The 24,456-nt window shown below is 64.3% G+C and carries 26 protein-coding genes; 11 read left to right on the top strand and 15 right to left on the bottom strand.

Annotated elements, in window-relative coordinates; translation table 11 throughout:
* Window position 1 precedes the first annotated feature (1 nt).
* The 3 genes from MF4836_RS03985 to MF4836_RS03975 all read left to right on the top strand — a co-directional run bounded on the left by MF4836_RS03985 (window position 2) and on the right by MF4836_RS03975 (window position 2,555).
* Window positions 2-1,126 (top strand): methionine ABC transporter ATP-binding protein, encoded by a 1,125-nt coding sequence (locus MF4836_RS03985; RefSeq protein ID WP_078469257.1) that lies wholly within the window; start codon window positions 2-4, stop codon window positions 1,124-1,126.
* Complete coding sequence (locus MF4836_RS03980) at window positions 1,116-1,760, top strand: methionine ABC transporter permease (protein ID WP_078469256.1); 645 nt, start codon at window positions 1,116-1,118, stop codon at window positions 1,758-1,760. The genes MF4836_RS03985 and MF4836_RS03980 overlap by 11 nt, the downstream gene beginning before the upstream one ends.
* Window positions 1,761-1,928: 168 nt before the next feature.
* Window positions 1,929-2,555, top strand: a complete 627-nt coding sequence (locus MF4836_RS03975; protein WP_078469255.1) for a class I SAM-dependent methyltransferase — start codon at window positions 1,929-1,931, stop codon at window positions 2,553-2,555.
* Window positions 2,556-2,568: 13 nt separating this feature from the next.
* Here MF4836_RS03975 and MF4836_RS03970 read toward each other — a convergent pair whose 3' ends face one another.
* The 3 genes from MF4836_RS03970 to MF4836_RS03960 are packed head-to-tail and all read right to left on the bottom strand — an operon-like array spanning window position 2,569 to window position 7,789.
* Window positions 2,569-5,619 (bottom strand): efflux RND transporter permease subunit, encoded by a 3,051-nt coding sequence (locus MF4836_RS03970; RefSeq protein ID WP_078469254.1) that lies wholly within the window; start codon window positions 5,617-5,619, stop codon window positions 2,569-2,571.
* Window positions 5,616-6,698, bottom strand: coding sequence for an efflux RND transporter periplasmic adaptor subunit (locus tag MF4836_RS03965; RefSeq protein WP_078469253.1), 1,083 nt, complete (start codon window positions 6,696-6,698; stop codon window positions 5,616-5,618). The genes MF4836_RS03970 and MF4836_RS03965 overlap by 4 nt, the downstream gene beginning before the upstream one ends.
* Window positions 6,695-7,789 carry an efflux RND transporter periplasmic adaptor subunit gene (locus MF4836_RS03960; protein ID WP_078469252.1) on the bottom strand — a complete coding sequence of 365 codons (1,095 nt, stop codon included), beginning with the start codon at window positions 7,787-7,789 and terminating at the stop codon, window positions 6,695-6,697. Before MF4836_RS03960 ends, MF4836_RS03965 begins: the two co-directional genes overlap by 4 nt.
* 244 nt (window positions 7,790-8,033) lie before the next feature.
* Here MF4836_RS03960 and MF4836_RS03955 point away from each other — a divergent pair, with 244 nt between their 5' ends.
* Window positions 8,034-9,209, top strand: coding sequence for an AAA family ATPase (locus tag MF4836_RS03955; RefSeq protein WP_078469251.1), 1,176 nt, complete (start codon window positions 8,034-8,036; stop codon window positions 9,207-9,209).
* Between the two features lie 159 nt (window positions 9,210-9,368).
* Here the strand turns inward: MF4836_RS03955 and MF4836_RS03950 are convergent, their stop codons facing one another.
* The 4 genes from MF4836_RS03950 to MF4836_RS03935 are packed head-to-tail and all read right to left on the bottom strand — an operon-like array spanning window position 9,369 to window position 12,334.
* Entirely contained in the window at window positions 9,369-10,253 is an 885-nt protein-coding gene (locus MF4836_RS03950; RefSeq protein WP_078469250.1) for a transporter substrate-binding domain-containing protein, read from the bottom strand.
* The gene (locus MF4836_RS03945; RefSeq protein ID WP_078469249.1) at window positions 10,250-11,032 is read right to left on the bottom strand and encodes an amino acid ABC transporter ATP-binding protein; all 783 of its coding nucleotides are present in this window, start codon (window positions 11,030-11,032) and stop codon (window positions 10,250-10,252) included. Before MF4836_RS03945 ends, MF4836_RS03950 begins: the two co-directional genes overlap by 4 nt.
* Entirely contained in the window at window positions 11,029-11,688 is a 660-nt protein-coding gene (locus MF4836_RS03940; RefSeq protein ID WP_078469248.1) for an amino acid ABC transporter permease, read from the bottom strand. Before MF4836_RS03940 ends, MF4836_RS03945 begins: the two co-directional genes overlap by 4 nt.
* Window positions 11,669-12,334 carry an amino acid ABC transporter permease gene (locus MF4836_RS03935; protein WP_078469247.1) on the bottom strand — a complete coding sequence of 222 codons (666 nt, stop codon included), beginning with the start codon at window positions 12,332-12,334 and terminating at the stop codon, window positions 11,669-11,671. Before MF4836_RS03935 ends, MF4836_RS03940 begins: the two co-directional genes overlap by 20 nt.
* A 274-nt stretch (window positions 12,335-12,608) precedes the next feature.
* On the opposite strand from MF4836_RS03935, the gene MF4836_RS35475 reads away from it, so the two are divergent.
* Window positions 12,609-12,758: a hypothetical protein gene (locus MF4836_RS35475; protein ID WP_178102911.1), complete on the top strand. Its 150-nt coding sequence runs from the start codon at window positions 12,609-12,611 to the stop codon at window positions 12,756-12,758.
* A 72-nt stretch (window positions 12,759-12,830) separates the two neighbouring features.
* On the opposite strand, the gene MF4836_RS03930 is transcribed toward MF4836_RS35475, so the two are convergent.
* The 7 genes from MF4836_RS03930 to MF4836_RS03900 form a co-directional block, all read right to left on the bottom strand.
* On the bottom strand, window positions 12,831-13,613 hold the full coding sequence (locus MF4836_RS03930) for a MetQ/NlpA family ABC transporter substrate-binding protein (protein ID WP_010464830.1): 783 nt from the start codon (window positions 13,611-13,613) through the stop codon (window positions 12,831-12,833).
* 201 nt (window positions 13,614-13,814) lie between these two features.
* Window positions 13,815-14,735 (bottom strand): sigma 54-interacting transcriptional regulator, encoded by a 921-nt coding sequence (locus MF4836_RS03925; RefSeq protein WP_078469246.1) that lies wholly within the window; start codon window positions 14,733-14,735, stop codon window positions 13,815-13,817.
* Window positions 14,736-14,792: 57 nt separating this feature from the next.
* Window positions 14,793-15,374 carry an alpha/beta hydrolase gene (locus MF4836_RS03920; protein ID WP_078469245.1) on the bottom strand — a complete coding sequence of 194 codons (582 nt, stop codon included), beginning with the start codon at window positions 15,372-15,374 and terminating at the stop codon, window positions 14,793-14,795.
* Window positions 15,375-15,727: 353 nt separating this feature from the next.
* Window positions 15,728-16,129 carry an ExbD/TolR family protein gene (locus MF4836_RS03915; protein ID WP_078469244.1) on the bottom strand — a complete coding sequence of 134 codons (402 nt, stop codon included), beginning with the start codon at window positions 16,127-16,129 and terminating at the stop codon, window positions 15,728-15,730.
* 1 nt (window position 16,130) lies between these two features.
* Window positions 16,131-16,856 (bottom strand): MotA/TolQ/ExbB proton channel family protein, encoded by a 726-nt coding sequence (locus MF4836_RS03910; RefSeq protein WP_078469243.1) that lies wholly within the window; start codon window positions 16,854-16,856, stop codon window positions 16,131-16,133.
* An 81-nt stretch (window positions 16,857-16,937) separates the two neighbouring features.
* On the bottom strand, window positions 16,938-17,753 hold the full coding sequence (locus MF4836_RS03905) for an energy transducer TonB (protein WP_078469242.1): 816 nt from the start codon (window positions 17,751-17,753) through the stop codon (window positions 16,938-16,940).
* 282 nt (window positions 17,754-18,035) lie between these two features.
* The gene (locus MF4836_RS03900; protein ID WP_078469241.1) at window positions 18,036-18,893 is read right to left on the bottom strand and encodes a LysR family transcriptional regulator; all 858 of its coding nucleotides are present in this window, start codon (window positions 18,891-18,893) and stop codon (window positions 18,036-18,038) included.
* 108 nt (window positions 18,894-19,001) lie between these two features.
* On the opposite strand from MF4836_RS03900, the gene MF4836_RS03895 reads away from it, so the two are divergent.
* From MF4836_RS03895 to MF4836_RS03865, 6 genes are all read left to right on the top strand, one after another.
* Window positions 19,002-19,664 carry an ankyrin repeat domain-containing protein gene (locus MF4836_RS03895; protein WP_078469240.1) on the top strand — a complete coding sequence of 221 codons (663 nt, stop codon included), beginning with the start codon at window positions 19,002-19,004 and terminating at the stop codon, window positions 19,662-19,664.
* A gap of 21 nt (window positions 19,665-19,685) precedes the next feature.
* Entirely contained in the window at window positions 19,686-20,147 is a 462-nt protein-coding gene (locus MF4836_RS03890; protein WP_078469239.1) for a nucleoside deaminase, read from the top strand.
* On the top strand, window positions 20,134-21,339 hold the full coding sequence (locus MF4836_RS03885; protein ID WP_078469238.1) for a CynX/NimT family MFS transporter: 1,206 nt from the start codon (window positions 20,134-20,136) through the stop codon (window positions 21,337-21,339). Before MF4836_RS03890 ends, MF4836_RS03885 begins: the two co-directional genes overlap by 14 nt.
* Window positions 21,340-21,463: 124 nt before the next feature.
* Window positions 21,464-21,880 carry an SMI1/KNR4 family protein gene (locus MF4836_RS03880; RefSeq protein WP_238596123.1) on the top strand — a complete coding sequence of 139 codons (417 nt, stop codon included), beginning with the start codon at window positions 21,464-21,466 and terminating at the stop codon, window positions 21,878-21,880.
* 39 nt (window positions 21,881-21,919) lie between these two features.
* Entirely contained in the window at window positions 21,920-22,618 is a 699-nt protein-coding gene (locus tag MF4836_RS03870) for a hypothetical protein (protein ID WP_153050187.1), read from the top strand.
* A gap of 45 nt (window positions 22,619-22,663) precedes the next feature.
* Entirely contained in the window at window positions 22,664-23,053 is a 390-nt protein-coding gene (locus MF4836_RS03865) for an Imm50 family immunity protein (protein WP_078469234.1), read from the top strand.
* 59 nt (window positions 23,054-23,112) lie between these two features.
* Here the strand turns inward: MF4836_RS03865 and MF4836_RS03860 are convergent, their stop codons facing one another.
* Window positions 23,113-24,420: an aryl-sulfate sulfotransferase gene (locus tag MF4836_RS03860; protein WP_078469233.1), complete on the bottom strand. Its 1,308-nt coding sequence runs from the start codon at window positions 24,418-24,420 to the stop codon at window positions 23,113-23,115.
* Between the last annotated feature and the right edge of the window lie 36 nt (window positions 24,421-24,456).

Below are 24,456 nucleotides of genomic sequence, written 5' to 3'. Positions count from 1 at the left end.
GATGAGCGTCGCCAGCCTGCAGCGCAAGCTGCCCGAACAACAGCCCCACAGCGCCCAGCAGGCTGAGCTGCACCCGCAGCTCAACCGCGCCCACGTGCGCTTCGTCGGCCTGGGCAAGACCTACCAGGGCGCGCAAGGCCCGGTGCCGGCCCTGCAGGGCATCGACCTGGCGATCCAGCACGGCGAGGTGTTCGGCATCATCGGCCGCAGCGGCGCCGGCAAGTCGTCGCTGATCCGCACCATCAACCGCCTGGAGCAACCCAGCAGCGGCCGGGTACTGATCGACCATGTGGACATCGGCGAATTCGACGAAGACCGCCTGGTGGAACTGCGCCGGCGCATCGGCATGATCTTCCAGCACTTCAACCTGATGTCGGCCAAGACCGTGTGGCAGAACGTCGAGCTGCCGCTGAAGGTGGCCGGCGTGCCCAAGGAGCAACGCCAGAACAAAGTCCGCGAGCTGCTGGAGCTGGTGGGCCTGCAGGACAAACACAAGGCTTACCCGGCGCAGTTGTCGGGCGGGCAGAAGCAGCGGGTCGGGATCGCCCGGGCCCTGGTGCATGACCCGGCGATTCTGCTGTGCGACGAGGCCACCTCGGCCCTGGACCCGGAGACCACCCAGTCGATCCTCGGCCTGCTCAAGGAGATCAACCAGCGCCTGGGCCTGACCATCGTCCTGATCACCCACGAGATGGCAGTGATCCGCGATATCTGTGACCGGGTGGTGGTGCTTGAACACGGGCGCATTGTCGAGCAGGGCCCGGTCTGGGAAGTGTTCGGCAACCCGCAGCACGAGGTCAGCAAAACCCTGCTCGCACCCTTGCAGCATGGCTTGCCGCAGGAGCTGCAGCAGCGCCTGCGGGCGCAACCGGAGTCGGCCCAGGCCGCCGTGGTACTGCGCTTGCAGTTCACCGGCGCCAGCGGCGACGAGCCGGACCTGGCGGCGCTGTTCAGTGCCCTGGGCGGGCGCGTGCGGCTGTTGCAGGGCGGTGTGGAACGGATCCAGGGGCATGCCCTGGGGCAATTGCTGCTGGCGGTGAGCGGTTCGTCCCTGGGCGCTGAAGAACTGCGCCAGCGCGCGGGCGACTGGGCACAACAGGTGGAGGTGCTGGGTTATGTGGTTTGACCGTTTGCTGCAAGGGGTCATCGACACCTTTTTGATGGTCGGCGTGTCCTCGCTGATCGCCCTGCTGGCGGGGATTCCGCTGGCGGTGATCCTGGTCACCAGCTCCAAGGGCGGGATCTATGAAGCTCCGGCCCTGAATCGGGCGCTGGGGGCGTTTGTGAATCTGTTTCGCTCGATCCCGTTCCTGATCCTGATGGTGGCGCTGATCCCCTTTACCCGGCTGATTGTCGGCACCACTTATGGCGTCTGGGCCGCCGTGGTGCCGCTGACCATCGCCGCGACGCCGTTCTTCGCGCGGATCGCCGAAGTCAGCCTGCGGGAGGTCGACCATGGGTTGATCGAAGCAGCGCAGGCCATGGGCTGCCGACGCTGGCACATCGTCTGGCACGTGCTGCTGCCCGAGGCACTGCCGGGGATCGTGGGGGGCTTCACCATTACCCTGGTGACCATGATCAACTCCTCGGCCATGGCCGGCGCCATCGGTGCCGGCGGCCTGGGCGACATCGCCTACCGCTACGGCTACCAGCGTTTTGACAGCCAGGTGATGCTCACCGTCATCGTGCTGCTGGTGATCCTGGTTGCCGCCATCCAACTGGGCGGCGACCGCCTGGCACGAATCCTCAACAAACGCTGACGGTAGCCGCACGTAGCCGCTGCCGAGCCTGCGAGGCTGGCCCTTAAGGATGGCCAGCGCAGCCTGCGGCAGCGGCTACAACTCGTCGCCGCGTTGGTCATTGGTTGAACGTTGCCCCTGGGCGACTTGGGGTATATTCGGCCCCTCTCCCTTCTTCGCGCAGCTGCCATGAAACTCGCCCCCGACGACCTCGACCAGATCACCGCCACCACCCTCGGCCATTACAACCAGGTTGCCGAAGGCTTTCGCGAAGGTACGCGCGATCATGATGTGAGCCAGAACATCGATGCGCTGCTGCGGCATATCCAGGGCACGGCTCCGTTTACCGTGCTGGATTTCGGCTGCGGCCCGGGCCGCGATTTACAGACTTTCACCCGCATGGGCCATGTCGCGGTCGGCCTCGATGGCTCCGAACGCTTTGCGCAAATGGCCCGCGACGACAGTGGCTGTGAGGTCTGGCAACAGGACTTTCTCAAGCTCGAGCTGCCCGCCGCCCACTTCGACGGAATCTTTGCCAACGCGGTGCTGTTTCACATCCCGTTGCAGGAGCTGCCTCGGATCCTCAAGCAACTGCACGCCACGCTGAAACCGGGTGGCGTGCTGTTCAGTTCCAATCCGCGGGGCGACAACCGCGAGGGCTGGAACGGCGAACGCTACGGCTCGTACCACGATCTGCCGGCCTGGCAGGCTTTGCTGACCGCCGCCGGCTTCGTCGAACTGGAACACTACTACCGCCCCGCCGGATTACCGCGCGAGCAGCAGCCATGGCTGGCCAGCGTCTGGCGCAAGGCCTGACGCGGCCGGCGGCTCACGCCTGCTGCTGCGGTTCCTTGATTTTGTACCAGGCCACATAGAGCGCCGGCAGGAACAACAGGGTAAGCAGGGTGGCGACGATAATGCCGCCGATCATGGCGTAGGCCATCGGCCCCCAGAACACTTCGCGGGCGATGGGGATCATCCCCAGGCTCGCCGCCGCTGCGGTCAGCAGGATCGGCCGGCGCCGGTGCTGGGTGGCTTCCACCACCGCATCCCAGGGTGAATAACCGTCCTTCTCGAAGGCATCGATCTGGGTCACCAGGATCACCGAGTTGCGGATGATGATGCCGATCAGCGCAAGGATCCCGAGGATCGCCACAAAGCCCATGGGCGTGCCCGTCGGCACCAGGGCCAGGACCACGCCGATCAGGCCCAGGGGCGCGACGCTGGCCACCAGGAACATCTTCTGCACGCTGTGCAACTGGATCATAAGGAAGGTCGCCATCAGGAACAGCATCAGCGGCACCACCTTGGCAATCGGCCCCTGGGCCTTGCCGCTCTCCTCCACCGTACCGCCGGTTGCCACCGAGTAACCCACCGGCAACGCCGACGAGAACCGGTCGATGGTCGGCTTGAGTTGCTTGACCAGGTCGGTGGGCTGGATCTCGTCGCGCACCGCGGCCTTGATGGTGATGGTCGGCTTGCGGTCGCGACGCCAGACCAGCGGCTGCTCCAGCTCGTAACGCACGGTGGCGAAGGCCAGCAGCGGAATCGAGGTGCCGTTGGGGGTGACGATCTGCAGGTTCTGCAGGGTCTCCGGCGAACCGCGTTCGTTATCGTCGGCACGCCCGACCACATTGATCAGGTAAATATCGTCATGCACCTGGGTCACGGTGGAGCCGCTGACGATGCTGTTCATCAAGCGCGCCACGTCTTCGGAAGACAGCCCCAGCTGCCGCGCCTTGTCCTGGGCGATGTCGATGCGCAGCACTTTGCCCGGCTCGTTCCAGTCGTAGATGATCTCGCCGATATGGCTGTTCTTATCCAGCTCGGTGGCCAGTTCGATGGCGTGCTTGCGCACCTGATCGATGTCCTTGCCGCTGACCCGGTACTGGATCGGCCGCCCCACCGGCGGGCCCATTTCCAGGGCCTGCACGTAGCTGCCGATGCCGACGAAGTCTTCACGCAGACGCTTCTGCAGGCGCTGGGTCAGGGCCGTGCGCTGTTCCAGGCCTTTGCTGACGATCACCAGCTGCGCGTAATAGGGGTTTTGCAGTTGCTGGTCCAGGGGCAGGTAGAAGCGGATCGCGCCTTCGCCGATGTAGGTGCTCCAGCGCTCGATATCCGGGTCGTCCTTGAGGGTCGCCTCCAGGCGATCCACGGCCAGGCGCGTCTCGTTGATCGAGGCGTTCTGCGGCAGGTTGAGGTCGACCAGGATTTCCGGGCGGTCGGAAGACGGGAAGAACTGGTTCTGCACGAAACGCATGCAAAACACCGACAGCGCGAACAGCAGCACGGTGATGCCGATGGCCCACCAGCGGTTGCGCATGGCCCACAGCAGGCCGCCGTTGAAGGCCCGGCCAACCCGCCCCGGTTCATTGGAGTGGGGTTTGACCTTGCTGCTGAGAATGTGAATGCCGATCACCGGCGCGAACAGCACCGCCACCACCCAGGACACCAGCATCGCCACCGCGATCACCGCAAACAGGGTGAAGGTGTATTCGCCGGCAGAGCTGGCGTTGAGGCCGATGGGCACAAAACCGGCCACCGTGACCAGGGTCCCGGTGAGCATGGGAAACGCGGTCGAGGTGTAGGCGAAGGTCGCCGCCTGCTCTTTGGTCTCGCCCATTTCCAGGCGCGTGACCATCATCTCCACCGTGATCATGGCGTCGTCCACCAGCAGCCCCAGGGCGATGATCAGGGCGCCGAGGGAGATGCGCTGCATGGTGATGCCGCTGTACTCCATGAACACGAAGACCATGGCCAGTACCAGCGGAATCGAGCAGGCCACCACCAACCCGGCGCGCACGCCAAGGCTGATGAAACTCACCACCAGCACGATCACCACCGCCTCGAACAGCGCGCTGGTAAAGCCGCCCACCGCCTCTTCCACCACTTCGGCCTGGTCCGAGACCTTGTGCACCCCGACCCCCACCGGCAGGTCGGCGGTCAGCTCGCTCATGCGCGCGTGCAGCGCCTTGCCGAAGTCCTGGATGTTGCCGCCCTTCTTCATCGCAATCGCCAGGCCGATGGCCGGCTGGCCGTTAAAGCGGAACATCGGCGTCGACGGGTCGACGTAGCCGCGGCTGATGTCGGCAATATCCGCCAGGCGATAGAAGCGGTCATTGAGCCGCAGGTTGACCGTGGCCAGGTCCTTCTCGGAAGCGAACTGCCCCGAGGTACGCACGGAAATCCGCTCCGGCCCGGCCTCGATCACCCCGGCCGGGGTCACCGCATTCTGTGATTGCAGGCTTTGCAGGACCTGGCGCTGATCGATGCCCAGGGCCGCCAGCTTGCGGGTCGAGAAGTTCAGGTAGATGACTTCATCCTGCTCGCCGACCATCTCCACCTTGCCCAGATTCGGCACCTGGCGGATCTCGGCGCGCACCTGCTCCACATAGTCGCGCAGTTGCCGCAGGCTGAGGCCGTCGGCAGTAAAGGCGTAGATCGAACCGAACACATCGCCGAACTCGTCGTTGAACCCGGGGCCCTGAATGCCCTGGGGGAAGTCGCCGCGAATGTCGTTGATCTTCTTGCGCACCTGGTACCAGATCTCGGGGATGTCCTTGGCACTGGTGGTGTCGCGCAAGTAGACGAACACCGTGGACTCGCCGGGGCGGGTGTAGCTTTTCACGTAGTCGAGGGAATCGAGTTCTTCGAGTTTTTTCTCGATGCGGTCGGTGACCTGCTTCAGGGTTTCTTCCTGGGTCGCCCCCGGCCAGCGGGTGGAAATCACCATGGTCTTGATGGTGAAGGAAGGGTCTTCCTCGCGGCCCAGGTTGAGGTAGGAGAAGACGCCCATCAGCAGCGCGACGAACATCAGGTACCAGACAAACGACTGATGCTTGATGGCCCACTCGGATAAATTGAAGCTCCCTTTCATCGCGGGGCGTCCTCGTCGATTTTGACTTTCTGCCCCGGTTTGAGGCTGTTGACGCCGGCGCTGACCACCCGCTCACCGGCCTTGACGCCCTTGCCGATCAGGGCCGAGTTCGCGTCGCGACGCAGCACCGTGACCTCCCGTGGGGCCACGGTCTGGTTCTGGGTATCAATGACCCAGATCCGGGTCTTGCCGTCGACCTCCTGCACCGCCGACAGCGGCAGCTCGGTGCGCGGTTCGATGGCCGAACTGAGGCTGACGCTGATCGCCGTGCCCAGGCGGAAGCCATCGGGGGTCTCGGTCAGGGTCAGGCGTGCGCGGCGGGTGCGGGTCGCGCTCTGCGCCTGGGGTTCGATCTCGCGGACGATGGCCGTGGTGTTGATGCTCGGGTCCAGCTGCGCCGCGACCTTGAACACCACATCCGCCGGCAGTTGATCCACCAGGCTGGCCGGCAGGTCGATCACCGCTTCCTTGATGTCCGGGCGGGCCAGGGTCACCACTTGCTGGCCGGCGGTGACCACCTGGCCAGCCTCGGCGTTCCAGGCGGTGACCACGCCGCCGTGATCGGTGCGCAACTCGCTGTAGGTGAGCTGGTCCCGGGCCTGGCTCACCGAGGCCTTGGCCTGGGCCAGGGAGGCGCCGGTGGTTTGCAGATCGGTCAGGGCGATGTCCAGCTGGGCCTGGGCGCCTACCCCGCGATCGAACAGCTCCTGCTGGCGCCGGGCATTGGCCTGGGCATTGATCCACTGGGCCTCGATCCGCGCCAGGTCACCCTGGGCCGCGCGCAACTGGTTCTGCTGATCGGTGGGGTCCAGGGTCGCGAGCAGCGCGCCCTGCTCGACCTCGGCGCCGACATCCACGTTGCGATTGGCGATCCGCCCCGGCACACGAAACCCCAGGTGGGTCTCGTAGCGGGCCTGGATGCTCCCGGCAAAACGCCCCAGGCTTTCCTCGGACTCGGGTTTGATTTCAATCGACAGCACCGGGCGCACCGGCTCGGGCGCCGGCTCTTCCCTGGAGCAACCCGGCAACAGCGCCACGCTGCACAACAGCGCGGCGAACGGCAACGACAGGCGCATCATGGCTGGGCTCCCTGGGCTTTATCCTCGGCGGCGATCTCGACGAACATCTGCGGATGCAGCAACTGCCCGCCGGCCACCACTACTTTTTCACCGCCCTTGAGGCCTTCGCCGATGATCACTTTGCCGGTCAGGTAGCGCGCGACCTTGACCGTGTGCAGCTCGGTCTTGCCGTCCTCGCCCACCAGCCACACGGCGGGCTCGCTTAAGTTCTTGGTCAGCGCCGACCAGGGCAGCTCGACGCTGGCGGTGCCCGGCGCGCTGGCGGTGGCACTCACCACCGAGCCCAGGTCCATGCCCGCCGGCAACTCCTTGAGCGCCACCTTGACCTGCACCGTGCCGCTGTCGGCCGAAACCACCGGGGTCACCTCGCGGATGGTGCCGGTGGTCTTGACCTGGGGGTTGTCCAGCAGGCTGATGACGATCAGCGCGTTATCCGGCGGGGCCATCAGCAACGATTCATAAACGTTGAACACCGCGTCGCGCTCGCCGTCCCGCGCCAGGCTGAAAATCGGCACCGTGGCCTGCACCACCTGGCCGACTTCGGCCTGGCGCGCGGTAATGATGCCGGGGGCCTCGGCCACCAGCGCGGTATAGCTCAGTTGCTCGCGGGCATTGGCCAACTGCGCCTGGGCTGCGGTCAGGGCGCTCTGGCTGCTGCGCAGGGCGGCCTGGGCCGAGTCGTATTCACTTTGGCTGGTGTAGCCCTTGGGCAGGAGTTTTTGCTGGCGCACAAAAGCGGCGGCGGCCTGCTTGACCCGCGCCTGCTCGGCCGATACCGAGGCCGCGGCAGAGTCGACGTTGGTCTGCAGGTCCTTGGGGTCGAGTCGGGCCAGTACTTGCTGGGCTGAAACCCGGTCGCCGACATCCACTGCACGCTGGATGATCTTGCCACCCACGCGAAACGACAATTCGGTCTGCACCCGGGCCTGGATATCGCCGGTAAGGGTCACGGAGGGGGCGAAGTCGCTGCTGCGCACTTCCATCACCCGCACGCGCGGGCGCTCCTTTTCCACGGGCTTTTCCGCACCACAGCCGCAGAGTAGAGCCAGCAAGCTCAACGCCACTACCCACTTCGATTCGAGACCAGCCATGCAGGCTCCTTTGCGTGATGCTGTCGTGCCAGTGACGTTACGACTGTGAGCTTAGAACAGGGTTCCATCGCTGCACGCACCGTGTTCACCGGGGTGAGGGAACATGCCCATACCGGCCTTTGAGCAAACCGCGACCTCAGGTTTTGCGTCCGCTGCGCGAGCGAGCGGGAGCAAGCCTCCTCGCCACAACCCTCCCTTCCCGCCAAATCAGGCACACTCCCCACCACGCAAAAGGAGACCCGGCATGCTCAAGACCCTGGCGGTGGCCAATTACCGCTCGATCAACAAACTGGTGATTCCGCTGGAGCGGCTGAACCTGATCACCGGCCCCAACGGCAGCGGCAAGTCCAATCTGTACCGGGCCTTGCGCCTGCTGGCCGAGACCGCCCAGGGCGGCGTGGTCAATGCCCTGGCTCGCGAAGGTGGCTTGCAATCGACCTTCTGGGCCGGGCCGGAAAGCATCAGCCGGCGCATGCGCAGCGGCGAAGTGGTGATTGAAGGCGGCGGGCCGCGCAAGAAAGTCACGCGCCTGCGCCTGGGGTTCGCCGCGGAGGATTTCAGCTACGCCATCTCCCTCGGCCTGCCCGAGCCGCCGCCACCGCTGAACCTGTCGGCCTTCGCCCTCGATCCGGAAATCAAGAAGGAATGCATCTGGGCCGGGCCGCTGTATCGCCCGTCCAGCCTGCTGGTGGGTCGCGCCGGGCCGATGATCCGCACCCGCGAAGGGCGCACTTGGGACGTGATCGCGCAGCACACCGCGACCTTTGACAGCCTGTTCGATCAAGTCGGCAGCCTGCGCTCCTCGCCCGAGGTGTTGCTGCTGCGGGAGAGCATCCGTGGCTGGCGTTTTTATGACCACTTTCGCAGCGATGCCGACGCACCGGCACGCCAGCCGCAACTGGGCACCCGGACCCCGGTGCTGCACCACGACGGTCGCGACCTGGCGGCCGCCCTGCAGACCATCCTCGAAATTGGCGACCCCGAGGCGTTGCACCAGGCTATCGGCGATGCATTCCCGGGCGCACGGTTGCAGATCGCGCCGCTGCAAGGGGGGCGCTTCGCCATTGAGTTCTATCAGGAAGGATTGCTGCGTCCGCTGTCAGCCGCCGAGTTGTCGGACGGCACCTTGCGCTACCTGCTGCTGATCGCGGCGTTACTGACCCCGCGGCCGCCGACGCTGATGGTGCTCAACGAGCCGGAAACCAGTCTGCACCCGGACCTGCTGCCGGCCCTGGCGCGCCTGATCATCCGTGCCTCGCAGCACTGCCAGGTGTGGGTGGTGTCCCACGCCAGCCGACTGATCGCCGCCTTGCAACAGGACCCCGAATGCAACTCCATCGTCCTGGAGAAGAACTTCGGTCAAACCGAAATCGTCGGCCAGGGCATGCTTGACGAACCGGCGTGGCATTGGCCGGATTAGACCCGTTGGGTGTCAGTTGGCATAGCGGCACAGCGCAGCCTCGCGGGCTCGGCAGCGGCTACAGGGCGGTGCTGTAGCCGCTGCCGAAGGCTGCGCTGGCCCTTGCAGGCGCCGCAGGGGCACCTGGAAAATCACCGCGCAGCACCGGCTACAGGGTTATCAGCCCTGCCATTTTCCGCCTTCGACGATCACGCTCTCGGGCTTGGTGTCGTCGCTCAGTTCCTTGCGCACGTACTGGTCGTAGAGCTTGAGCAGGTATTTCTCTTCGCCCAGCTTGGCCAGTTCGGCGTTGACCCAGTCACGCAGTTCGATGTTGCCTTTCTTCACCGCCGGGGCGATGGGGGCTTCGTCACCGAGTTTCTCTTCCAGCACGCGGTAGCCCGGGTTCTGCTTGGCCCAGCTGAACAGCACCAGGTTGTCCTGGGCATAGGCGTCGCCGCGACCGTTGGCCAGGGCTTGCAGGGACTCGGAGTTTTTCTCGAACTTCAGCAGTTTCCAGTCCGGGTGAGTCTTGGTCAGCCAGATATCGGCGGTGGTGCCGGTGGTGACGATGGTGGTGCGGCTCGCCAGGTCGTCGAGTTTTTTCACCTCACTGCCATTCGGCACCAGCGCCTGCACGGCCACCTTGAGGTTGGGGTTGGTGAACTCCACCGCCTCCTTGCGCTCCGGGGTCACGGTCATGTTGGCCAGGATCAGGTCGACCTTGTCACTTTGCAGGAATGGAATCCGGCTGGCCGGCTCGACCGCCACGAACTCGACCTTGTTCTCATCACCCAGCAGGTCCTTGGCGAAACGCCGGCCAATGTCGGTATCGAACCCCACATAACGCCCGGCCTCATCGACAAAACCGAACGGCGGCTTGTCGGTGAACACCCCGACAATCAGCTTGTCGCGAGCCTTGATCTTGTCCAGGTAGCCGGCCGCAGGCGCAGCGCTGGCCGTGCTGGCCGCAGGCTTGGGGGCATCCGTGGATTTATCGCAGCCGGCCAGCAGGGCCAGGCCGAACAACGGCAGTAACAACAGCGAAGACTTGGCAGTTTTCATAAGCGCTCCAGTTCCTTTTCAGGTGCTTTTTTAGGCAGTGTTTCAACGAAGGAGAACTTCTCCAGGAACTGCTGCGCGCGTGCGGTCTGCGGGTTCGTAAAGAAAATCTCGGGAGGGTTCTGTTCGACGATGCGCCCGGCGTCCATAAACACCACGCGGTCGGCCACGGCACGGGCGAAGGCCATTTCGTGGGTCACGATCAACAGGGTCATGCCGTCCCGGGCCAGGCCCTGGATCACTTGCAGCACTTCCTTGACCATTTCCGGGTCGAGGGCGGCGGTCACTTCATCGAACAACATCACTTGCGGGTTCATGCACAGCGAACGAACGATCGCGATGCGCTGCTGCTGGCCGCCGGAGAGCTGGCGCGGGAAGGCATCACGCTTGTCCAGCAGGCCGACGCGGGCGAGCAAGGCTTCGGCTTGTTCGCGGGCCTCGCGGCGCTCGCGTTTTTGCACCTTGAGCGGGCCGAGCAGAATGTTGTCGAGCACGCTCATGTGCGGGAACAGGTGATAGCTCTGGAACACCATGCCGATCTGCTGCCGCACGTCGCGCCAGTCGGTGCCCTTGTCCAGCAGTTCCCGGCCATTGAAGGTCAGGCTGCCGCTGTGGGCCACTTCCAGCCCGTTGAGGCAGCGCAACAGGGTGCTTTTGCCGCAGCCGCTGGGGCCGAGGATCACGATCACTTCACCCGACTCGACCCGCAGGTCGACCTGGTCGAGCACCTGCTGCTCGCCGAAAAACTTGTTGAAACTCCGGAACTCGATCAGTGCGCTCATGCTTGCGTCCAGCGCCGCTCCAGCACGCGGGAAGCGGCCGACAGCGGGTAGCAGATAAAAAAGAAAAACAGAAACAGCGCGCCGTAGATCAACACCGACTCATAGGTGCGCTCGATGATCTGCTGGCCGACCTTGATCACATCCACCACGCCGATCAGCACCGCCAGCGAGCTGGTCTTGATGATCCGCGTGTAGACATTGATGGTCGGCGGCGTCATGCGTTTCAGGGCCTGGGGCAGCAAGACATAGATGAACAGTTGCGGGCCGGACAACCCGATCGACAAGCCCGCCTCACGCTGGCCACGGGGCAGCGAATGCAGGGCGCCGCGCACCACCTCGCCCACTTCGCTGGCGCCCCACAGCGACAGCACCAGTACCGCGCAGGTGAAGCTGGGAATGCTGATGCCGAAAAAGATCGGAAAGCCGAAGAACAGCAGGTACAGCCAGACCAGCACCGGAATCGCCCGGAACAGTTCCAGGTAGACCCGCAGCACGGCGTTCAGCCACTTGCTCGGCAGGTTGCGCAACACGCCATACAACACGCCGCCCAGGGTGCTGAAGGCGATGCTCAAAAAGGAAATCGACAGGGTTTGCAGCGCGCCCTTGCCCAGTTGCGGCAACGACACCCACAGCAACTCAAGACCCGAACTGGCCATGCTGGAGCCTCCTTTCCAGGCGGCTGAGCAGCAGCGACAGGGGCAAGAACAGCAACACGCAAATCAGCGTCAGCACGGCGAGCATTTCGTAGGTCTTGTAGTACAGCGCGATGTAACTCTTGGTGGTGTAGAGAATCTCCGGCACCGCCACCGCCGAGACCACGGTGGTTTCCTTGAGCAGGAAAATGAAATTGGCGAACAGCGACGGCAGGCTGAGGATCCCGGCTTGCGGCAGAATCACGTAGCGCAGCAGTTGCCAATGGGACAGGCCAATGGAGCGCCCCGATTCCAGTTGCGCCTGGGGCACGGCCTCAACACCGGCGCGCAGCACTTCGGTGAGGTAGGCGCCGCCGAGAAAGGTCATGGTGATGATTGCCGCCGCAAACCCGGAAATCTTGATCCCCAGGGCGGGCAAGGCGAAGTACACGAAGAACAGCTGAATCAGCAGCGGCGTATTGCGCGCCAGCTCCACATACAACGCCACCAGGCGCCACAGGTAGGGGGTGCGAAATACCAGGATCGTGGCGTTGATCAAGGCCACCAGCAGCGACGTGCAGATGGCAATCAGGCCGACCTGCAAGGTCACGCCCACGGCTTTGAGAAACGCCGGCAGGGTGCCGAGGATAAAGGCGTAATCGAGAGTCATTGAGAATCCTGAACGCCGCTGGGGTACAGCGGCGGCGGTGCGGTCCATGGGCAGTGGATAACCACCCGGCAAGTACCGACTTTAAAGGTATAAAAACGAGAATTTAAATACCGTTAAAGCATATTGATATCACCCAAAAAACTAACCCGCGAATTTGCCGGGCTGGCGCCGAGGGTCTACCGTTTCCGCCGTGGACGCCGGGGTGTCTTTTGCCCCGGTGCGCCTCAAGGAGACGCAGCCCAGGCTGCCCATCAGCCGCACAAGGACGTTGACCATGGCCGATGCCAACACCCCGCAGCCCCTCGATCCCCACGACCTGCTGAAATGGCTGACCGCCCTGCGCCGGGCGATGCAGGCCGGTTGCCCGACCCTTTCATTTGCCGCGCAGCCGGTGATGGCGACCACGCCTTCCAGCGGGCAATAAAAAACGCCGACGCTGTGGGAGCCGTCGGCGTTTAAACCTTGAAGGGGTTTGCTACTCCATCAGCGTAGTCGATCAGAACGCCGGCAATACGGCGCCGCTGTATTTCTTCTCGATGAAGGCTTTGACTTCAGGGCTGGTCAGGGCTTTGGCCAGCTTCTGGATCGCAACACTGTCCTTGTTGTCCGGACGCGCTACCAGGAAGTTCACGTAGGGCGAATCGGCGCCTTCAATCACCAGCGCGTCCTTGGCTGGGTTCAGGCCAGCTTCCAGCGCGTAGTTGGTGTTGATCATGTCCAGGTCAACCTGATCCAGCACCCGCGGCAGCATGGCGGATTCCAGTTCCTTGAACTTGAAGTTGTGCGGGTTCTTGGCGATGTCTTTTGGCGTGGCCAGGGCGTTTTTCGGGTCCTTGAGCTCGATCAGGCCGGCTTTCTGCAGCAGGATCAGGGCACGGCCGCTGTTGCTGCCTTCGTTAGGGATGGCAATGGTCGCGCCGTCCTTGAGCTCGGCCAGGGTTTTGACTTTCTTCGAGTAGCCGCCGAACGGTTCGACGTGCACGCCGATCACGGTCACCAGATTCGTGCCTTTGCCTTCGTTGAAGCTTTTCAGGTAGGGCAGGGTCTGGAAGTAGTTGGCATCCAGACGCTTCTGGTCAACCTGGACGTTGGGCTGGACATAGTCGGTGAAGACCTTGATTTCCAGGTCCACGCCTTCTTTGGCCAGTGTCGGCTTGATCAGCTCGAGGATCTCGGCGTGGGGCACCGGCGTTGCGGCGACGACCAGTTTCTCGCCAGCCTGGGCCAGGCCCGCGGTCAGAGCTGCCGCCAGTGCGGTGAACAACAGAACCTTTTTCATGCAGTGTCCTTAATGTGTCGTGAACGACGGCTTCAATGAGAGTGCCAGTGAAGTGCTATCGCTGGCGTGGAGCGGAAGATACCGAGATTTTTTATTCCCTAACAATATCTTTTATTCACGTTGTTATTCCATTTCGTTCATACAGCCTGGAAGGCTCAGCGCAGACGCTTGCGCGCCTGCAAACCCTGGCAGGCGCCGGCTTTACCGGGGCAGAAGACTCTTCAGCGCCTCGCGATCAGCCGCCGTGCCACGCTCACTGATGCGCTGCACCAACTGCCGCACCTGCTCCAGGGGCGATGGCGCCGCCGGCAGGTTCAGGTGCTCCGGCAGGATCTCGTCGCCACTGCTCACCAGCAGGGCAAAGTGAATGACGTTCTCCAGTTCGCGGGTATTGCCCGGCCAACTGTGCTGCTCAAGTACCTGCTGGGCGGCCTCGCTGATCAGTGGCACCGGCAGGTCCAGGCGCTGGCTGTAGATGCCGAGAAAGTACTCGGCCAGGGATTCGATGTCGCCGACCCGATCCCGCAGCGCCGGCAGGTCCAGTTGGCCTTCGCCGAGGTAGCGGTACAGCCGCTCGTGGAACTTGCCGGCCGCCACTGCCTGGGCCAGGTCGATGCTGGTGGCCGCCACCAGGCGAACATCCACCGGGCTCGGTTGATGGGCGCCCACCCGGGTCACCTCGTGGTTCTCCAGGGCCGCCAGCAGCTTGATCTGGATCGGCAGCGGCAAATCGCCGATCTCGTCCAGGTACAGGGTTCCGCCGTTGGCCGAGCCGAACCAGCCGGCGCGGCTGCTGGCCGATCCGCTGAAACTGCCGCCGGCATAACCGAACAGCTCGGCATCGGCGTAGGTCGGGCTGATGGCGCCGCAGTTGACCGATACAAACAGGCCACCGCGATCACTGGCACGGTGGATGTGTCGGGCCAGCAGCTCCTTGCCGCTGCCGGTTTCACCCCGGATCAGCACCGAGACCGAACGCGGCGCCAGTTGCTCCAGCTCATGACGCAATTGCCGCGAACGCGGATCGACAAACACCAGGGCCTTGGCGCGAATGCTCAGCGGGCTCTTTTCGGCGTCGGGAAAGGTCAGCAGGGGCTGACCGAAAGACTCATGCAAACTCATGGCAGGCTCCCGCCCAAAACCGCCATGGGGCGGGGGCGTTTAACAAAAAGAAAGAATTCAGGCGCGACGCAGGGCGTGCTGTTCCATGCGGTTTTGCAGGCGATACAGGTAAGCGAAACCCTGCTCCCAGCGCAGATGACCGGACTTGACGTTGATATGCCCGGCACCGGACAGAATCCCGGCTTCGGCGCCCCAGTTGCGGGCCAGTTCGAGGGCACGCGGGGCACTTACGGCGCTGTCGTTGTCGGAGCTGACCACCTGGCTCGGGAACGGCAGCAGGTCGGTCGGGATCGGTGAAAAATTACGCAGCGCCGGCGCGCACGCCGGGCGCTCCACATCCGCGGGCGCCACCAGCAGCGCACCACGCACCTGGCGCAGCGCCGCCACCGGCGCATGGGCCGCCCAATGGGCCACGGTGATGCAACCCAGGCTGTGGGCAATCAGGATCACCGGCGTGCTGTCGGCAGCAATCGCCTCGGCCAGGGCCGCGACCCAATCTTCACGGCGCGGCGTCAGCCAATCGGCCTGCTCCACCCGCGCACTGTTCGGCAGACTGTTCTGCCAATGGCTTTGCCAATGATCTTCTGGCGATCCTTGCCAGCCCGGCACAATCAGGTAGCGAATTGATTCGTTGCGCATGGGGAACTCTCCTGCTGCGTGTCTGTTCCCGAACGAGTATAGGGAGTAGTTTTATATTCGTTAAGGAATAAGAAGCTATTTATTAAGACCTATAAAGAATATTAGAAATCCGATTCATTGCTGCGGGTTGTGGGGTGGGGAATGGCCAGTAGCCAGGTGGAAGATGGGTGCCGTACAGGGCCAGCGCAGGCTCGGCAGCGGCTACCGGCGTTGTAGCCGCTGCCGCAGGCTACGCTGGCCAGCAGGGACGCCGCGCAGCATCTGCCAGACTCACAACCAAACCCCCCAGGCATAAAAAAAGGCCGCACCCTGCCAAGGAGACGGCCTGAAAAGTCGTGGTGTGTTGCTCGGGTTCAGCGCGCGGTGATCACCGACAGCTTGGTGATGCCCGCACGCTCGATGGAGGCCATGGCTCGCGCCACTTCGCCGTAGTTCACCCCGTCGTCCGCCTGCAGTTGCACGCGCACTTCCGGGTCTTTGGCTTTGGCTGCCTGGAGGTTGAATTCCAGCAGATCGGGCTGGATCTCATCCTTGTTGATAAAGAGTTTGCCGCTGCCGTCGATGCTCACCACCAGCGGGTCTTTCTGCTCGACCGGGGCCACGGCCTCGGTCTTGGGCAGGTTGATCGGGATAGCGTTGGTCAGCAGCGGCGCGGTGACGATAAACACCACCAGCAGCACCAGCATCACGTCGACCAGCGGCGTGACGTTGATCTCGCTCAGGACCTCATCGCTGTCTTGGGTGGAAAAGGCCATATCAGGACGCCTCCTTCACTTTCTGCGCGCTGCCCTGGGCCACGGACTTGTGCGCGGCCGGGTGGATCAGCACGCGGAACGAGCTCTTCTGCGCCAGGCTGTAGAAGTCATGGGCGAAGTCATCGAGGTCGGCGGCGGTCAGTTTCAGGCGGCGCAGGAAGTAGTTGTAGACCAGCACCGCAGGCACCGCGACCGCGATCCCAACGCCGGTGGCGACCAGTGCCGCGCCGATCGGGCCGGCCACGGTTTCCAGGCTGGCGGAGCCGGCGGCACTGATGCCTTTGAGGGCTTCCATGATGCCCCACACGGTGCCGAACAAGCCGATGAAAGGCGAGGTGCTGCCGATACTGGCAACCACGGCCAGGCCGGTTTCCAGGGAACGGCGCTCACGCACGATCTGCTGGCGCAAGGCACGTTCCAGGCGGTCCTGGTGGTTGATCGCCTGGCTCAGGTCGGTGGCCTGTGGCGCCTCGCCCACCTGGATCGCCGCATAACCGGCCTGAGCCACGCGGGCCGCCGCGCCGGGCTGGGTTTCTGCCAGTTCAGCCGCCGAGTCCAGGCTGGAGGCGGCCCAGAACTGTTTGTGGAACTTGCGATCCTGGGCCTTGAGGCGGGCGAACTGCACGCCCTTGAGCAAAGCCAGGCCCCAGGTGGCGACGGAAAAAACCACCAACAGCCAGATCACCGCGCTTTCGATGGATTCGAGTGGAGATGCCAGTAACGTCATGATGTAGTCCCTCTGTGTAAGCGTTTAGCGCGAATGTTGGAGCCGGCTGGCCGGCGATAGCGGTGTGCGCGGCACACCGGATCAATGAATCTTGAAGTCGATGGGCACGCTGACCCAGCCGTCCTGGGCGACATCACCCTGCTTGGCCGGGACGAAGCTCCAGCGCTTCACCGCGGTCAGCGCCGCATCGTCGAGTTGCTGGCGACCGCTGCTTTTCTGAATCTGGATTTCCCCCGGCTTGCCGCTGGCCAGTACATGCACTCGCAGCAACACCGTGCCTTCCCAACCGCGACGCTGGGCCAGCGACGGGTATTCCGGCGCCGGGTTCTTTAAGTACGCGGCGTTGGCCGACGCGGGAGTCACGGGGGCCGGAGCCGGTGGCGCGGGCGGTGCCGGAGCGGCAACCGGGGCCGCAGGCTGGGCCGGCGCTGGCGGTTGCTGGACCGGTTTCGGAGCCGGCTTGGGTTCAGGCTTGGGCACCGGTTTCGGCTTGGGTTTGGGCACCGGCTTGGGCGGTGGCGGCTTGACCGCCAATTCGTCCTCTACCGGAGGCGGTGGCTCAACCACGGGCTGCACCGGCTGCGGTGGCGGCGGCTCGACCACCGGCGGTGCCGGGCGTGAAAATTCGATGGTCATCGGCGGAATTTCCGGCGGCACGATCGGCAACACCGGGGTCGGCTTCTGGCTCACCCAGTAGATCACCGCACCGTGCAGCGCCAGGGCGAAGATCCCGAGCAGGATCGCCTCACGCCGGCGCAGCACACCCTTGGGCGTCTTCTGCAGACGCAGTTGGCCCAAGGGCAGGCGGTGCGGCCGGCCGAGGTCGACCAACTCACCGCTCGGTGCCTGGCGCCAAAGCACCTCTTGAGCACTGGCGGCGGTCTGGACATTGCCCATTGATTTACTCCCTACGGTCTTTTGCGAATAACCCGACAGCCGCGCCTTGTTTCCCCCGCGCGGCGGCGTCGAGGGCTGAATGATTGGCGCTTGAGGCTTATCTCTTAAAGTAATCTTTAAGGTTATGAATAGACCGAACAGGAATATAAGAACCGACCACCCTCGGCAAAGCCCCGTGCACCAAGGGTTTGCGCCCAGGAGCAAAAACTCGATGCTTTACAGGCATGAAAAATATTCGCTAAAGGCATGGTTTTCGCGCGCCAGAATGACGCGCCAAGCCCTTCAGGGCTGCAACTGGTGGCTCTCGCACAGGTCCCGCAACTGGCTTTGCAGGGCCTTGCCGGCGCGACTCAGGCCGCTGTTGCCATACAGCGCCAGGCGCACGCCCTGGATATTCGGCAAGCCGCTGGCCGCTTCCAGAACCCGATGCCCGGCGCCCACCACCCGTACCGGCAGCAGGCTGATGCCAAGACCGGCGGCCACCGCCGCACAGACACTGGCCAGGCTCGCGCTGGAATAACCAATGCGCCAACGCCAACCGCCCGCTTCCAGGTGCTGGAGCATTTCCTGGCGATACAAACCGCCCACCGGAAACGCCACCAGCGGCAGCGGGTCGCGACCAAACGCCGGGCTGGCGAGGCTGTCGACCCAGCACAAAGGCTCCGGCCACGAGGCCAGGCAGTCGTCGCTGTGGCCCATCTGCTTGACCAGCAACAGGTCGAACTCGCCGCGCTGGTATTGCCGGCGCAACTCGGGGCCCAGGCCGCTGGTCACCTCCAGGCGCACCCCCGGATAGTCGCGGCCAAAGCTCGACAACAGCGGCATCAGGCGTTCGGCGGCGAAATCCTCGGGCACCCCGAGGCGCAACACGCCCTCGCTTTGTTGATGGATCAAGACATCGGCGGCTTCCGCATGCAGGGCCAGGATGCGCCGGGCGTAGGCCAGCAGCCGCTCACCTTCGGCAGTCGCCACCACCCGGCGCTGGTCACGGTCGAGCAGCTGGCAACCCAGGCCCTCCTCCAGCCGCCGTACTTGCTGGCTGACGGTGGACTGGGTCAGGTGCAGGCGTTCGGCAGCGCGGGTGAAGTTCTGGCAATCGGCAACCGCGACAAAACTGCGCAACAACACGGGATCGAACATTGGCCCAACCATTCCTGATGCCACTGCTTGGCATGGTTATATTTAATTTCAGAATACCTTGGGCGCTGACCATACTCCCCCCTCTATTGACCTTCAACGGAGGTTCACATGGCACTCAAGGTATCGCTCAAGCGCGGCATCCTGGCGGGCGGCCTGTTGCTGGCCGGGTATGCCCAGGGCAACGACCAGGCCCTGCTCGACGCGGTGCGCAGCGGGCAACTGCACGCTGTGCAGGACCTGCTCGAGCAAGGCGTGAACGTCAACGCCCGGGCACTGGACGGCAGCAATGCGCTGCTGCTGGCGACCCAGGCCAACCAGATCGACATCGCCCGGGCCCTGATCGAAGCCGGGGCCGACGTGAACCAGAAAAACCTGATCCAGGACAGCGCCTACCTGTTGGCCGGCGCCAGCGGCCGCAATGAAATCCTGCAACTGACCCTGGCCCACGGCGCCGACCTGCAGAGCACCAACCGCTACGGCGGCACCGCCCTGATCCCGGCCTGCGAGCGCGGGCATGCCGCCACCGTGGCCTTGCTGATCAAGGCCGGGACCGACCTCAACCACGTCAACCGCCTGGGCTGGACCTGCCTGATCGAAGCCATCGTGCTGGCCGACGGCGGGCCGGCGCACCAGGACATCGTCGCGCAATTGATCGCCGCCGGCGCCGACCTCGACCTGCCGGACCGCTCCGGCATCCGCCCGTTGCGCCTGGCCGAACAACGGGGCCAGAGCGCTATCGTCAAACTGCTGCGCGACGCCGGCGCATCGTGAAACCGCACAAGGAATCGAACCATGAATAACGATCAGCACTACCTGCAACGCGCCGTCGAACTGGCTCGGCGCAACGTCGAACAAGGCGGCCGGCCGTTCGGCGCGGTGCTGGTGCGCGACGGCCAGGTACTGGCAGAAACGGTGAACCGGATCCACCTCGACCAGGACCCCACCGCCCACGCCGAACTCCTGGCCATCCGCAGCGCCAGCCGCCAGCTCGGCCCGCGTCTGGAGGGATGCGTGATCTACGCCAGCGGCCAGCCCTGCCCTATGTGCCTGAGCGCCATGTACCTGTGCGGGGTGTCGCGGGCGGTGTTCGCAGCGGCCAACGAGCAGGCCGAGGCATTTGGCCTGTCCACCGCCGCCCTCTACGCCGAACTGGCCCTGCCTTTGAGCGAGCAGCGCCTGCCCGTCGAGCACCTGCCACAAGCCGCGATGGCCGGTATTTATCAGGACTGGAAAGCGCGCCATGACCCTCACTAAACCGCGCCTGAACCAGCTGGGCGGCTGGGCGCTGCTGGTTGCCCTGGGCCTGAACCTGCGGCCGATCCTCAGCTCCATCAGCCCGCTGCTGGGCGAGATCCGCGCAGCCACCGGCATGAGCTTCCAGAGCAGCGCCTGGCTCACCAGCCTGCCGGTGATTTGCATGGGCCTGGTGGCGCTGCTCGGGGTGCGCCTCGAAGCACGCCTGGGGGAACGTCGAGGGGTCGCGCTGGGATTGATGCTGATTCTGCTGGCATGCCTGGCCCGGCTGTTGATCGGTCAGGCGCCGGCGCTCCTGGCCACCGCGCTGTTGGGCGGAGCCGGCGTGGCCTTGATCCAGGCCCTGGTGCCGGCGCTGATCAAGCGCCAGTTCCAGCAGCGGGTGGCCCTGGCCATGGGCGTGTATTCGGCGTCGCTGATGGGTGGCGGCGGCCTGGCGGCCCTGCTCAGCCCGGTGGTGGCCGGGCACTTTGCCCATTGGCAGGCCGGACTCGGCGTGTGGTTGCTGCCGGCCATGGCCGCGTTGCTGCTGTGGTTGTGCGTGCCCCTGGGCGCCGCGCGCAATCCGCAGTTGGCGGCCAGCGCCAGCCGCCTCTGGGGCAACCGTCGAGCCTGGCTGCTGGCGCTGTATTTCGGCCTGATCAACTGCGGCTACATGAGCATGGTGGCCTGGCTTCCGGCCTACTACCTGCAACAAGGCTGGAGCGCCACCCAAAGCGGTTCATTGCTGGCGTTCATGACGATCTTCCAGGTGCTCGCCGCGCTGTTGATGCCGGCCCTGGCCCAACGCAGCAGCGACCGTCGTCCTCTGTTGGGCATCAGCCTCAGCGCCCAAGCCGTGGGCTACGTCGGCTTGGTGCTGTGGCCGCAGCAGGCGCCACAGGTGTGGGTGGCCCTGATCGGCTTCGGCCTGGGGGCGTGTTTTGCCCTGAGCCTGATCCTCACCCTCGATCATCGCCGCGACCCGCGCGCCGCCGGGCAACTGGCGGCCTTCGTCCAGGGCGTGGGCTTTCTGATCAACGCCGTCTCGCCGTGGATGACCGGCTGGCTGCGGGAGCTGACCGGCAGCTTCGTCAGCGCCTGGTGGGTGCTGACCGCCACCGTGCTCGGCATGTTGCTGCTGACCCGAGTCTTCAGCCCGGCGAGCTACCGGGAGCCGCAGCAGGCACCGGCACTGCACGCCGTGCGCTGACTCAATCAGGCGCGAGGCTTTCCCAAGTCCCCGCGCCCCGCCTACAATCCGCGCCCGGCAACCCGCCGCGCTCGCAGCGCACGGGCACTGTCGACCTATCAAATAGCGGATGCCAGTGCTGACCATGGATTGGAATAGTTTTGCGATCGAACCCGGATCGACCGTCACCGACGCGGTGATCGCCCAGGTGCAACAGCAGTTGGGCGTGCTGTTGCCGGCGCTGTATCTGGACCTGGTCAGGTACGCCGACGCGGCCTCGCCCGAGGTCTCCTGCTTCAGTTACGACCTCGGCGAAACCTGCATCAGTGAATTCTTCACCTTCAGCGCCCAAGCCCAGCCCTACTCCCTCCTCTGGTACGCCCAACGCGTGCCCGGGCTCCCTGCCGGCTACCTGCCCATCGCTCGCGATGCCGGTGGCTGGTTGATCTGCCTGGACTTCAACAGCCCTTCGGTCGCAGTCGCGTTGTTCGACACCGACGCCCGACGCAGCCACTGGGTGGCTGCGCATTTTCCGGGGTTCGTTCAGTTGTGGCGCGAATAGTCCACGGCCTGCGCCCTTTTCACCGCAAGAGCACTGTCCATGGTCTCGACCCAACCCGAAGCAACACCTGATCCCGCTCCCCCGGTACTGACCGGGCGTGAGCTGGCAGCCTGGTCGATCAAGGCCATCAAACAACCCAGGAGAGACATTGTCCTGGGGCCCATCGTGCTGATGGTCATCGCCAGTGCCATCTGCCTGGGCGTGACCTGGAGCATGTGGGGCAGCATTCGCGAGAACCTGGACAGCCTGATCGCGATTTATTGCATCGTGTACGGCCTGTTTTTCGCGATGCTGATGATGGTCCGGCAAAAGACCGTATTCAATTACCGCCTGACCACCGACGGTGTCGAGGTCGAACAGTACCTGTACTTCCCGGACTGGGCGGCGCCGATGTTTCGTGGCACGGCACTGGTCGTTCTGTTGTTGTTTTTCGCGGTCGCCGTGTTCACCGGCTCGTTGCTGTTCCTGCTCGGGCCGGCGGCCATGGCTGCGATGGCAGCGTTGCGGTTGCTGAGCTGGAAAAACGAAGTCAAACGCACTGTTTCACCCTGGAGTGGGTTCAACCTGGTGATCCACGATCAAAAGCAGCACATGCTGGTGCTTTCTTTCCAGGACCAACCCGTCATCGGCCTGGTGCTGCGCTTCCCGGACCAGCATGCGCTCGAACACTGCCTCGGCCAGGTGCACCCGCTCTTGACGCCGCCGGTGTTCTATCGCGAAGAGCCCTGGCCCTGGTGAGCGCGGACGCGCGCTGCCCCCTTCAATCGCTGTGAGGCTTCATCCATGTGGACTGCTTTTCTGGCCAACCACCCTCAGTGGCAAGCCGTGTTTACCGACCCCAACACCCTTCGCCACCTGAGCGTGGACTACGTGATGTTCAGGGACAACGGGGTCTGGATCAAAGTGATCGGCCAGATCATCGGCGACGGTTACCCGAGCAAATGGCACGAAAGGCAGTACAACGCCTACGGCTTCGACCTGTTGTTAAGCGCCGTCAGCGACGTTGAAATGATCGACTTCAACTTCTACGGCGCACTGAACATCACGGTGACCCGGCACGATAGCTATCACTACGTCCAGCTGGAGATCGGCCCCCACTGCAAACTCAACTGCCGCGCCCGAAGCCTGGAGGTCATCAACATCAAGGCCTACCACGACGACGGCGCGGTCTGAAAAATCACCGCGCCCATGACGGGCTGCGTCGGAACGCGGCCCGAGCTTAGCGGCAGCGGCTACAGAGTGGGGGCGATGACGGCGGTTTCAGAGCGCGGGGTGTCCTTGGGCACCCAGTCGTAGCTGACCGGCAATGCGCGGTACACCCAGTTGCTCACGGCGTCGCTGCCCGGGGCCTTGCCCAGGTAAGGGCTGACGTACTCCCAGACGTTTTCCCCGCTGCGGGTGACCTGGAAGAAACGACCGTTCATGCCCTCATCGATCAAGGTATTGCCGTTGGGCAAACGCCGGGCGCTGCTGATGAACGAGCTGTAGAACGCCCAGCCCGGCTGCCTGGAACTGGCCGCGCTGTACTGCCAGACGATCTGCTGCGTCAGCGGATCGATCTCCAGCACCCGTGACCCGGAGATCAGCCCCAGGGGCACCGAGGGGTAACCGGCCGTGCCCTGGTTGTCGAACACCAGCAGGTTGCCCGCTCCTGGCAAACCGGCGGGGATGATATGGGCGTCATGCTGGCCGACAAACTGGTCCACCGGACGCGGCACTTGCCCGGCGGTTTTCGGGCTCAGGGTCGGCAGGTTCGGTCCCAGGCGCCACACCACCTTGCCGCTGTGCTTGTCGATAATGGCGATGAAATTGGCGTTGCGAGAATCCAGCAGCAGGTTGTCCGGAGCAAAGCGTTTATCCCCGGCATCGAACCAGCGATTGGGCCCGACCACGCTGAGGTTGTTGATATGCAGGTAGTCCGGGTCTTTACTGGCCCGCACCAGCTTCAACTGCTCGGGCGTGAAGCCAAATTCCTTGAGGTGTTCGGACGCCAGCCACTGCCATTTGACCTGGCCGTCGGGGCTGACTTCATAGATCACATCGTCGATCACCTCGGGCACCTTGAACCCCGCCACCTTGTGCACCTTGTTCGCCAGCACCAGGGTGTTGCCATTGCTCAACCGCCGCTGATCGTGATGCTGCTGGGCCGCGCCGCCGGGCGCCTTGTCGCCCCATTGCCAGACCACCTTGCCGTCCCAGTCCAGCTCGCCGACGCTCTGGTTACCCAGGCCATTGCCGGCCGAGCCGAGCGGGCCCGGAGCCTTGTCACTCAGTTGCAGCAGCACCCGGCCACGTTCGCCACCCACCAGGTGCGGGTCGATGATCGCCGAGGGAAAGCCGGCCTGGGGCCAGGTCTTGACCTGATTGCCGTTCATGTCGATCAGGTGCGTCTGCTTGTCGGCGCCGCTGAAAATCACGTACTGGTTATAGGCCTTGGCCGGGTCGTAGCGAGTAACCCCGGTGGGGTAGACGCTGGGGGTGGCGAAAGCGCCGGCACTGAACATCAACAACAGCGGCAAAGCGACGGTGGCACGCAACATGGTGGAACTCCTGTTCAAGTTCATGGGCGCCGGAAC

It is taken from the genome of Pseudomonas sp. MF4836 (assembly GCF_002018875.1).
Lineage (GTDB): Bacteria > Pseudomonadota > Gammaproteobacteria > Pseudomonadales > Pseudomonadaceae > Aquipseudomonas.
Note: the sequence above shows the minus strand (reverse complement) of the source record. Positions and strands in the feature narration are given on the sequence as shown.

Bases quoted from the DNA above. Each gene is read 5' to 3' on its own strand.
- MF4836_RS03985 (WP_078469257.1), top strand. From the start codon at position 2: ATGAGCGTCGCCAGCCTGCAGCGCAAGCTGCCCGAACAACAGCCCCAC.
- MF4836_RS03980 (WP_078469256.1), top strand. From the start codon at position 1,116: ATGTGGTTTGACCGTTTGCTGCAAGGGGTCATCGACACCTTTTTGATG.
- MF4836_RS03975 (WP_078469255.1), top strand. From the start codon at position 1,929: ATGAAACTCGCCCCCGACGACCTCGACCAGATCACCGCCACCACCCTC.
- MF4836_RS03970 (WP_078469254.1), bottom strand. From the start codon at position 5,619: ATGAAAGGGAGCTTCAATTTATCCGAGTGGGCCATCAAGCATCAGTCG.
- MF4836_RS03965 (WP_078469253.1), bottom strand. From the start codon at position 6,698: ATGATGCGCCTGTCGTTGCCGTTCGCCGCGCTGTTGTGCAGCGTGGCG.
- MF4836_RS03960 (WP_078469252.1), bottom strand. From the start codon at position 7,789: ATGGCTGGTCTCGAATCGAAGTGGGTAGTGGCGTTGAGCTTGCTGGCT.
- MF4836_RS03955 (WP_078469251.1), top strand. From the start codon at position 8,034: ATGCTCAAGACCCTGGCGGTGGCCAATTACCGCTCGATCAACAAACTG.
- MF4836_RS03950 (WP_078469250.1), bottom strand. From the start codon at position 10,253: ATGAAAACTGCCAAGTCTTCGCTGTTGTTACTGCCGTTGTTCGGCCTG.
- MF4836_RS03945 (WP_078469249.1), bottom strand. From the start codon at position 11,032: ATGAGCGCACTGATCGAGTTCCGGAGTTTCAACAAGTTTTTCGGCGAG.
- MF4836_RS03940 (WP_078469248.1), bottom strand. From the start codon at position 11,688: ATGGCCAGTTCGGGTCTTGAGTTGCTGTGGGTGTCGTTGCCGCAACTG.
- MF4836_RS03935 (WP_078469247.1), bottom strand. From the start codon at position 12,334: ATGACTCTCGATTACGCCTTTATCCTCGGCACCCTGCCGGCGTTTCTC.
- MF4836_RS35475 (WP_178102911.1), top strand. From the start codon at position 12,609: ATGGCCGATGCCAACACCCCGCAGCCCCTCGATCCCCACGACCTGCTG.
- MF4836_RS03930 (WP_010464830.1), bottom strand. From the start codon at position 13,613: ATGAAAAAGGTTCTGTTGTTCACCGCACTGGCGGCAGCTCTGACCGCG.
- MF4836_RS03925 (WP_078469246.1), bottom strand. From the start codon at position 14,735: ATGAGTTTGCATGAGTCTTTCGGTCAGCCCCTGCTGACCTTTCCCGAC.
- MF4836_RS03920 (WP_078469245.1), bottom strand. From the start codon at position 15,374: ATGCGCAACGAATCAATTCGCTACCTGATTGTGCCGGGCTGGCAAGGA.
- MF4836_RS03915 (WP_078469244.1), bottom strand. From the start codon at position 16,129: ATGGCCTTTTCCACCCAAGACAGCGATGAGGTCCTGAGCGAGATCAAC.
- MF4836_RS03910 (WP_078469243.1), bottom strand. From the start codon at position 16,856: ATGACGTTACTGGCATCTCCACTCGAATCCATCGAAAGCGCGGTGATC.
- MF4836_RS03905 (WP_078469242.1), bottom strand. From the start codon at position 17,753: ATGGGCAATGTCCAGACCGCCGCCAGTGCTCAAGAGGTGCTTTGGCGC.
- MF4836_RS03900 (WP_078469241.1), bottom strand. From the start codon at position 18,893: ATGTTCGATCCCGTGTTGTTGCGCAGTTTTGTCGCGGTTGCCGATTGC.
- MF4836_RS03895 (WP_078469240.1), top strand. From the start codon at position 19,002: ATGGCACTCAAGGTATCGCTCAAGCGCGGCATCCTGGCGGGCGGCCTG.
- MF4836_RS03890 (WP_078469239.1), top strand. From the start codon at position 19,686: ATGAATAACGATCAGCACTACCTGCAACGCGCCGTCGAACTGGCTCGG.
- MF4836_RS03885 (WP_078469238.1), top strand. From the start codon at position 20,134: ATGACCCTCACTAAACCGCGCCTGAACCAGCTGGGCGGCTGGGCGCTG.
- MF4836_RS03880 (WP_238596123.1), top strand. From the start codon at position 21,464: ATGGATTGGAATAGTTTTGCGATCGAACCCGGATCGACCGTCACCGAC.
- MF4836_RS03870 (WP_153050187.1), top strand. From the start codon at position 21,920: ATGGTCTCGACCCAACCCGAAGCAACACCTGATCCCGCTCCCCCGGTA.
- MF4836_RS03865 (WP_078469234.1), top strand. From the start codon at position 22,664: ATGTGGACTGCTTTTCTGGCCAACCACCCTCAGTGGCAAGCCGTGTTT.
- MF4836_RS03860 (WP_078469233.1), bottom strand. From the start codon at position 24,420: ATGTTGCGTGCCACCGTCGCTTTGCCGCTGTTGTTGATGTTCAGTGCC.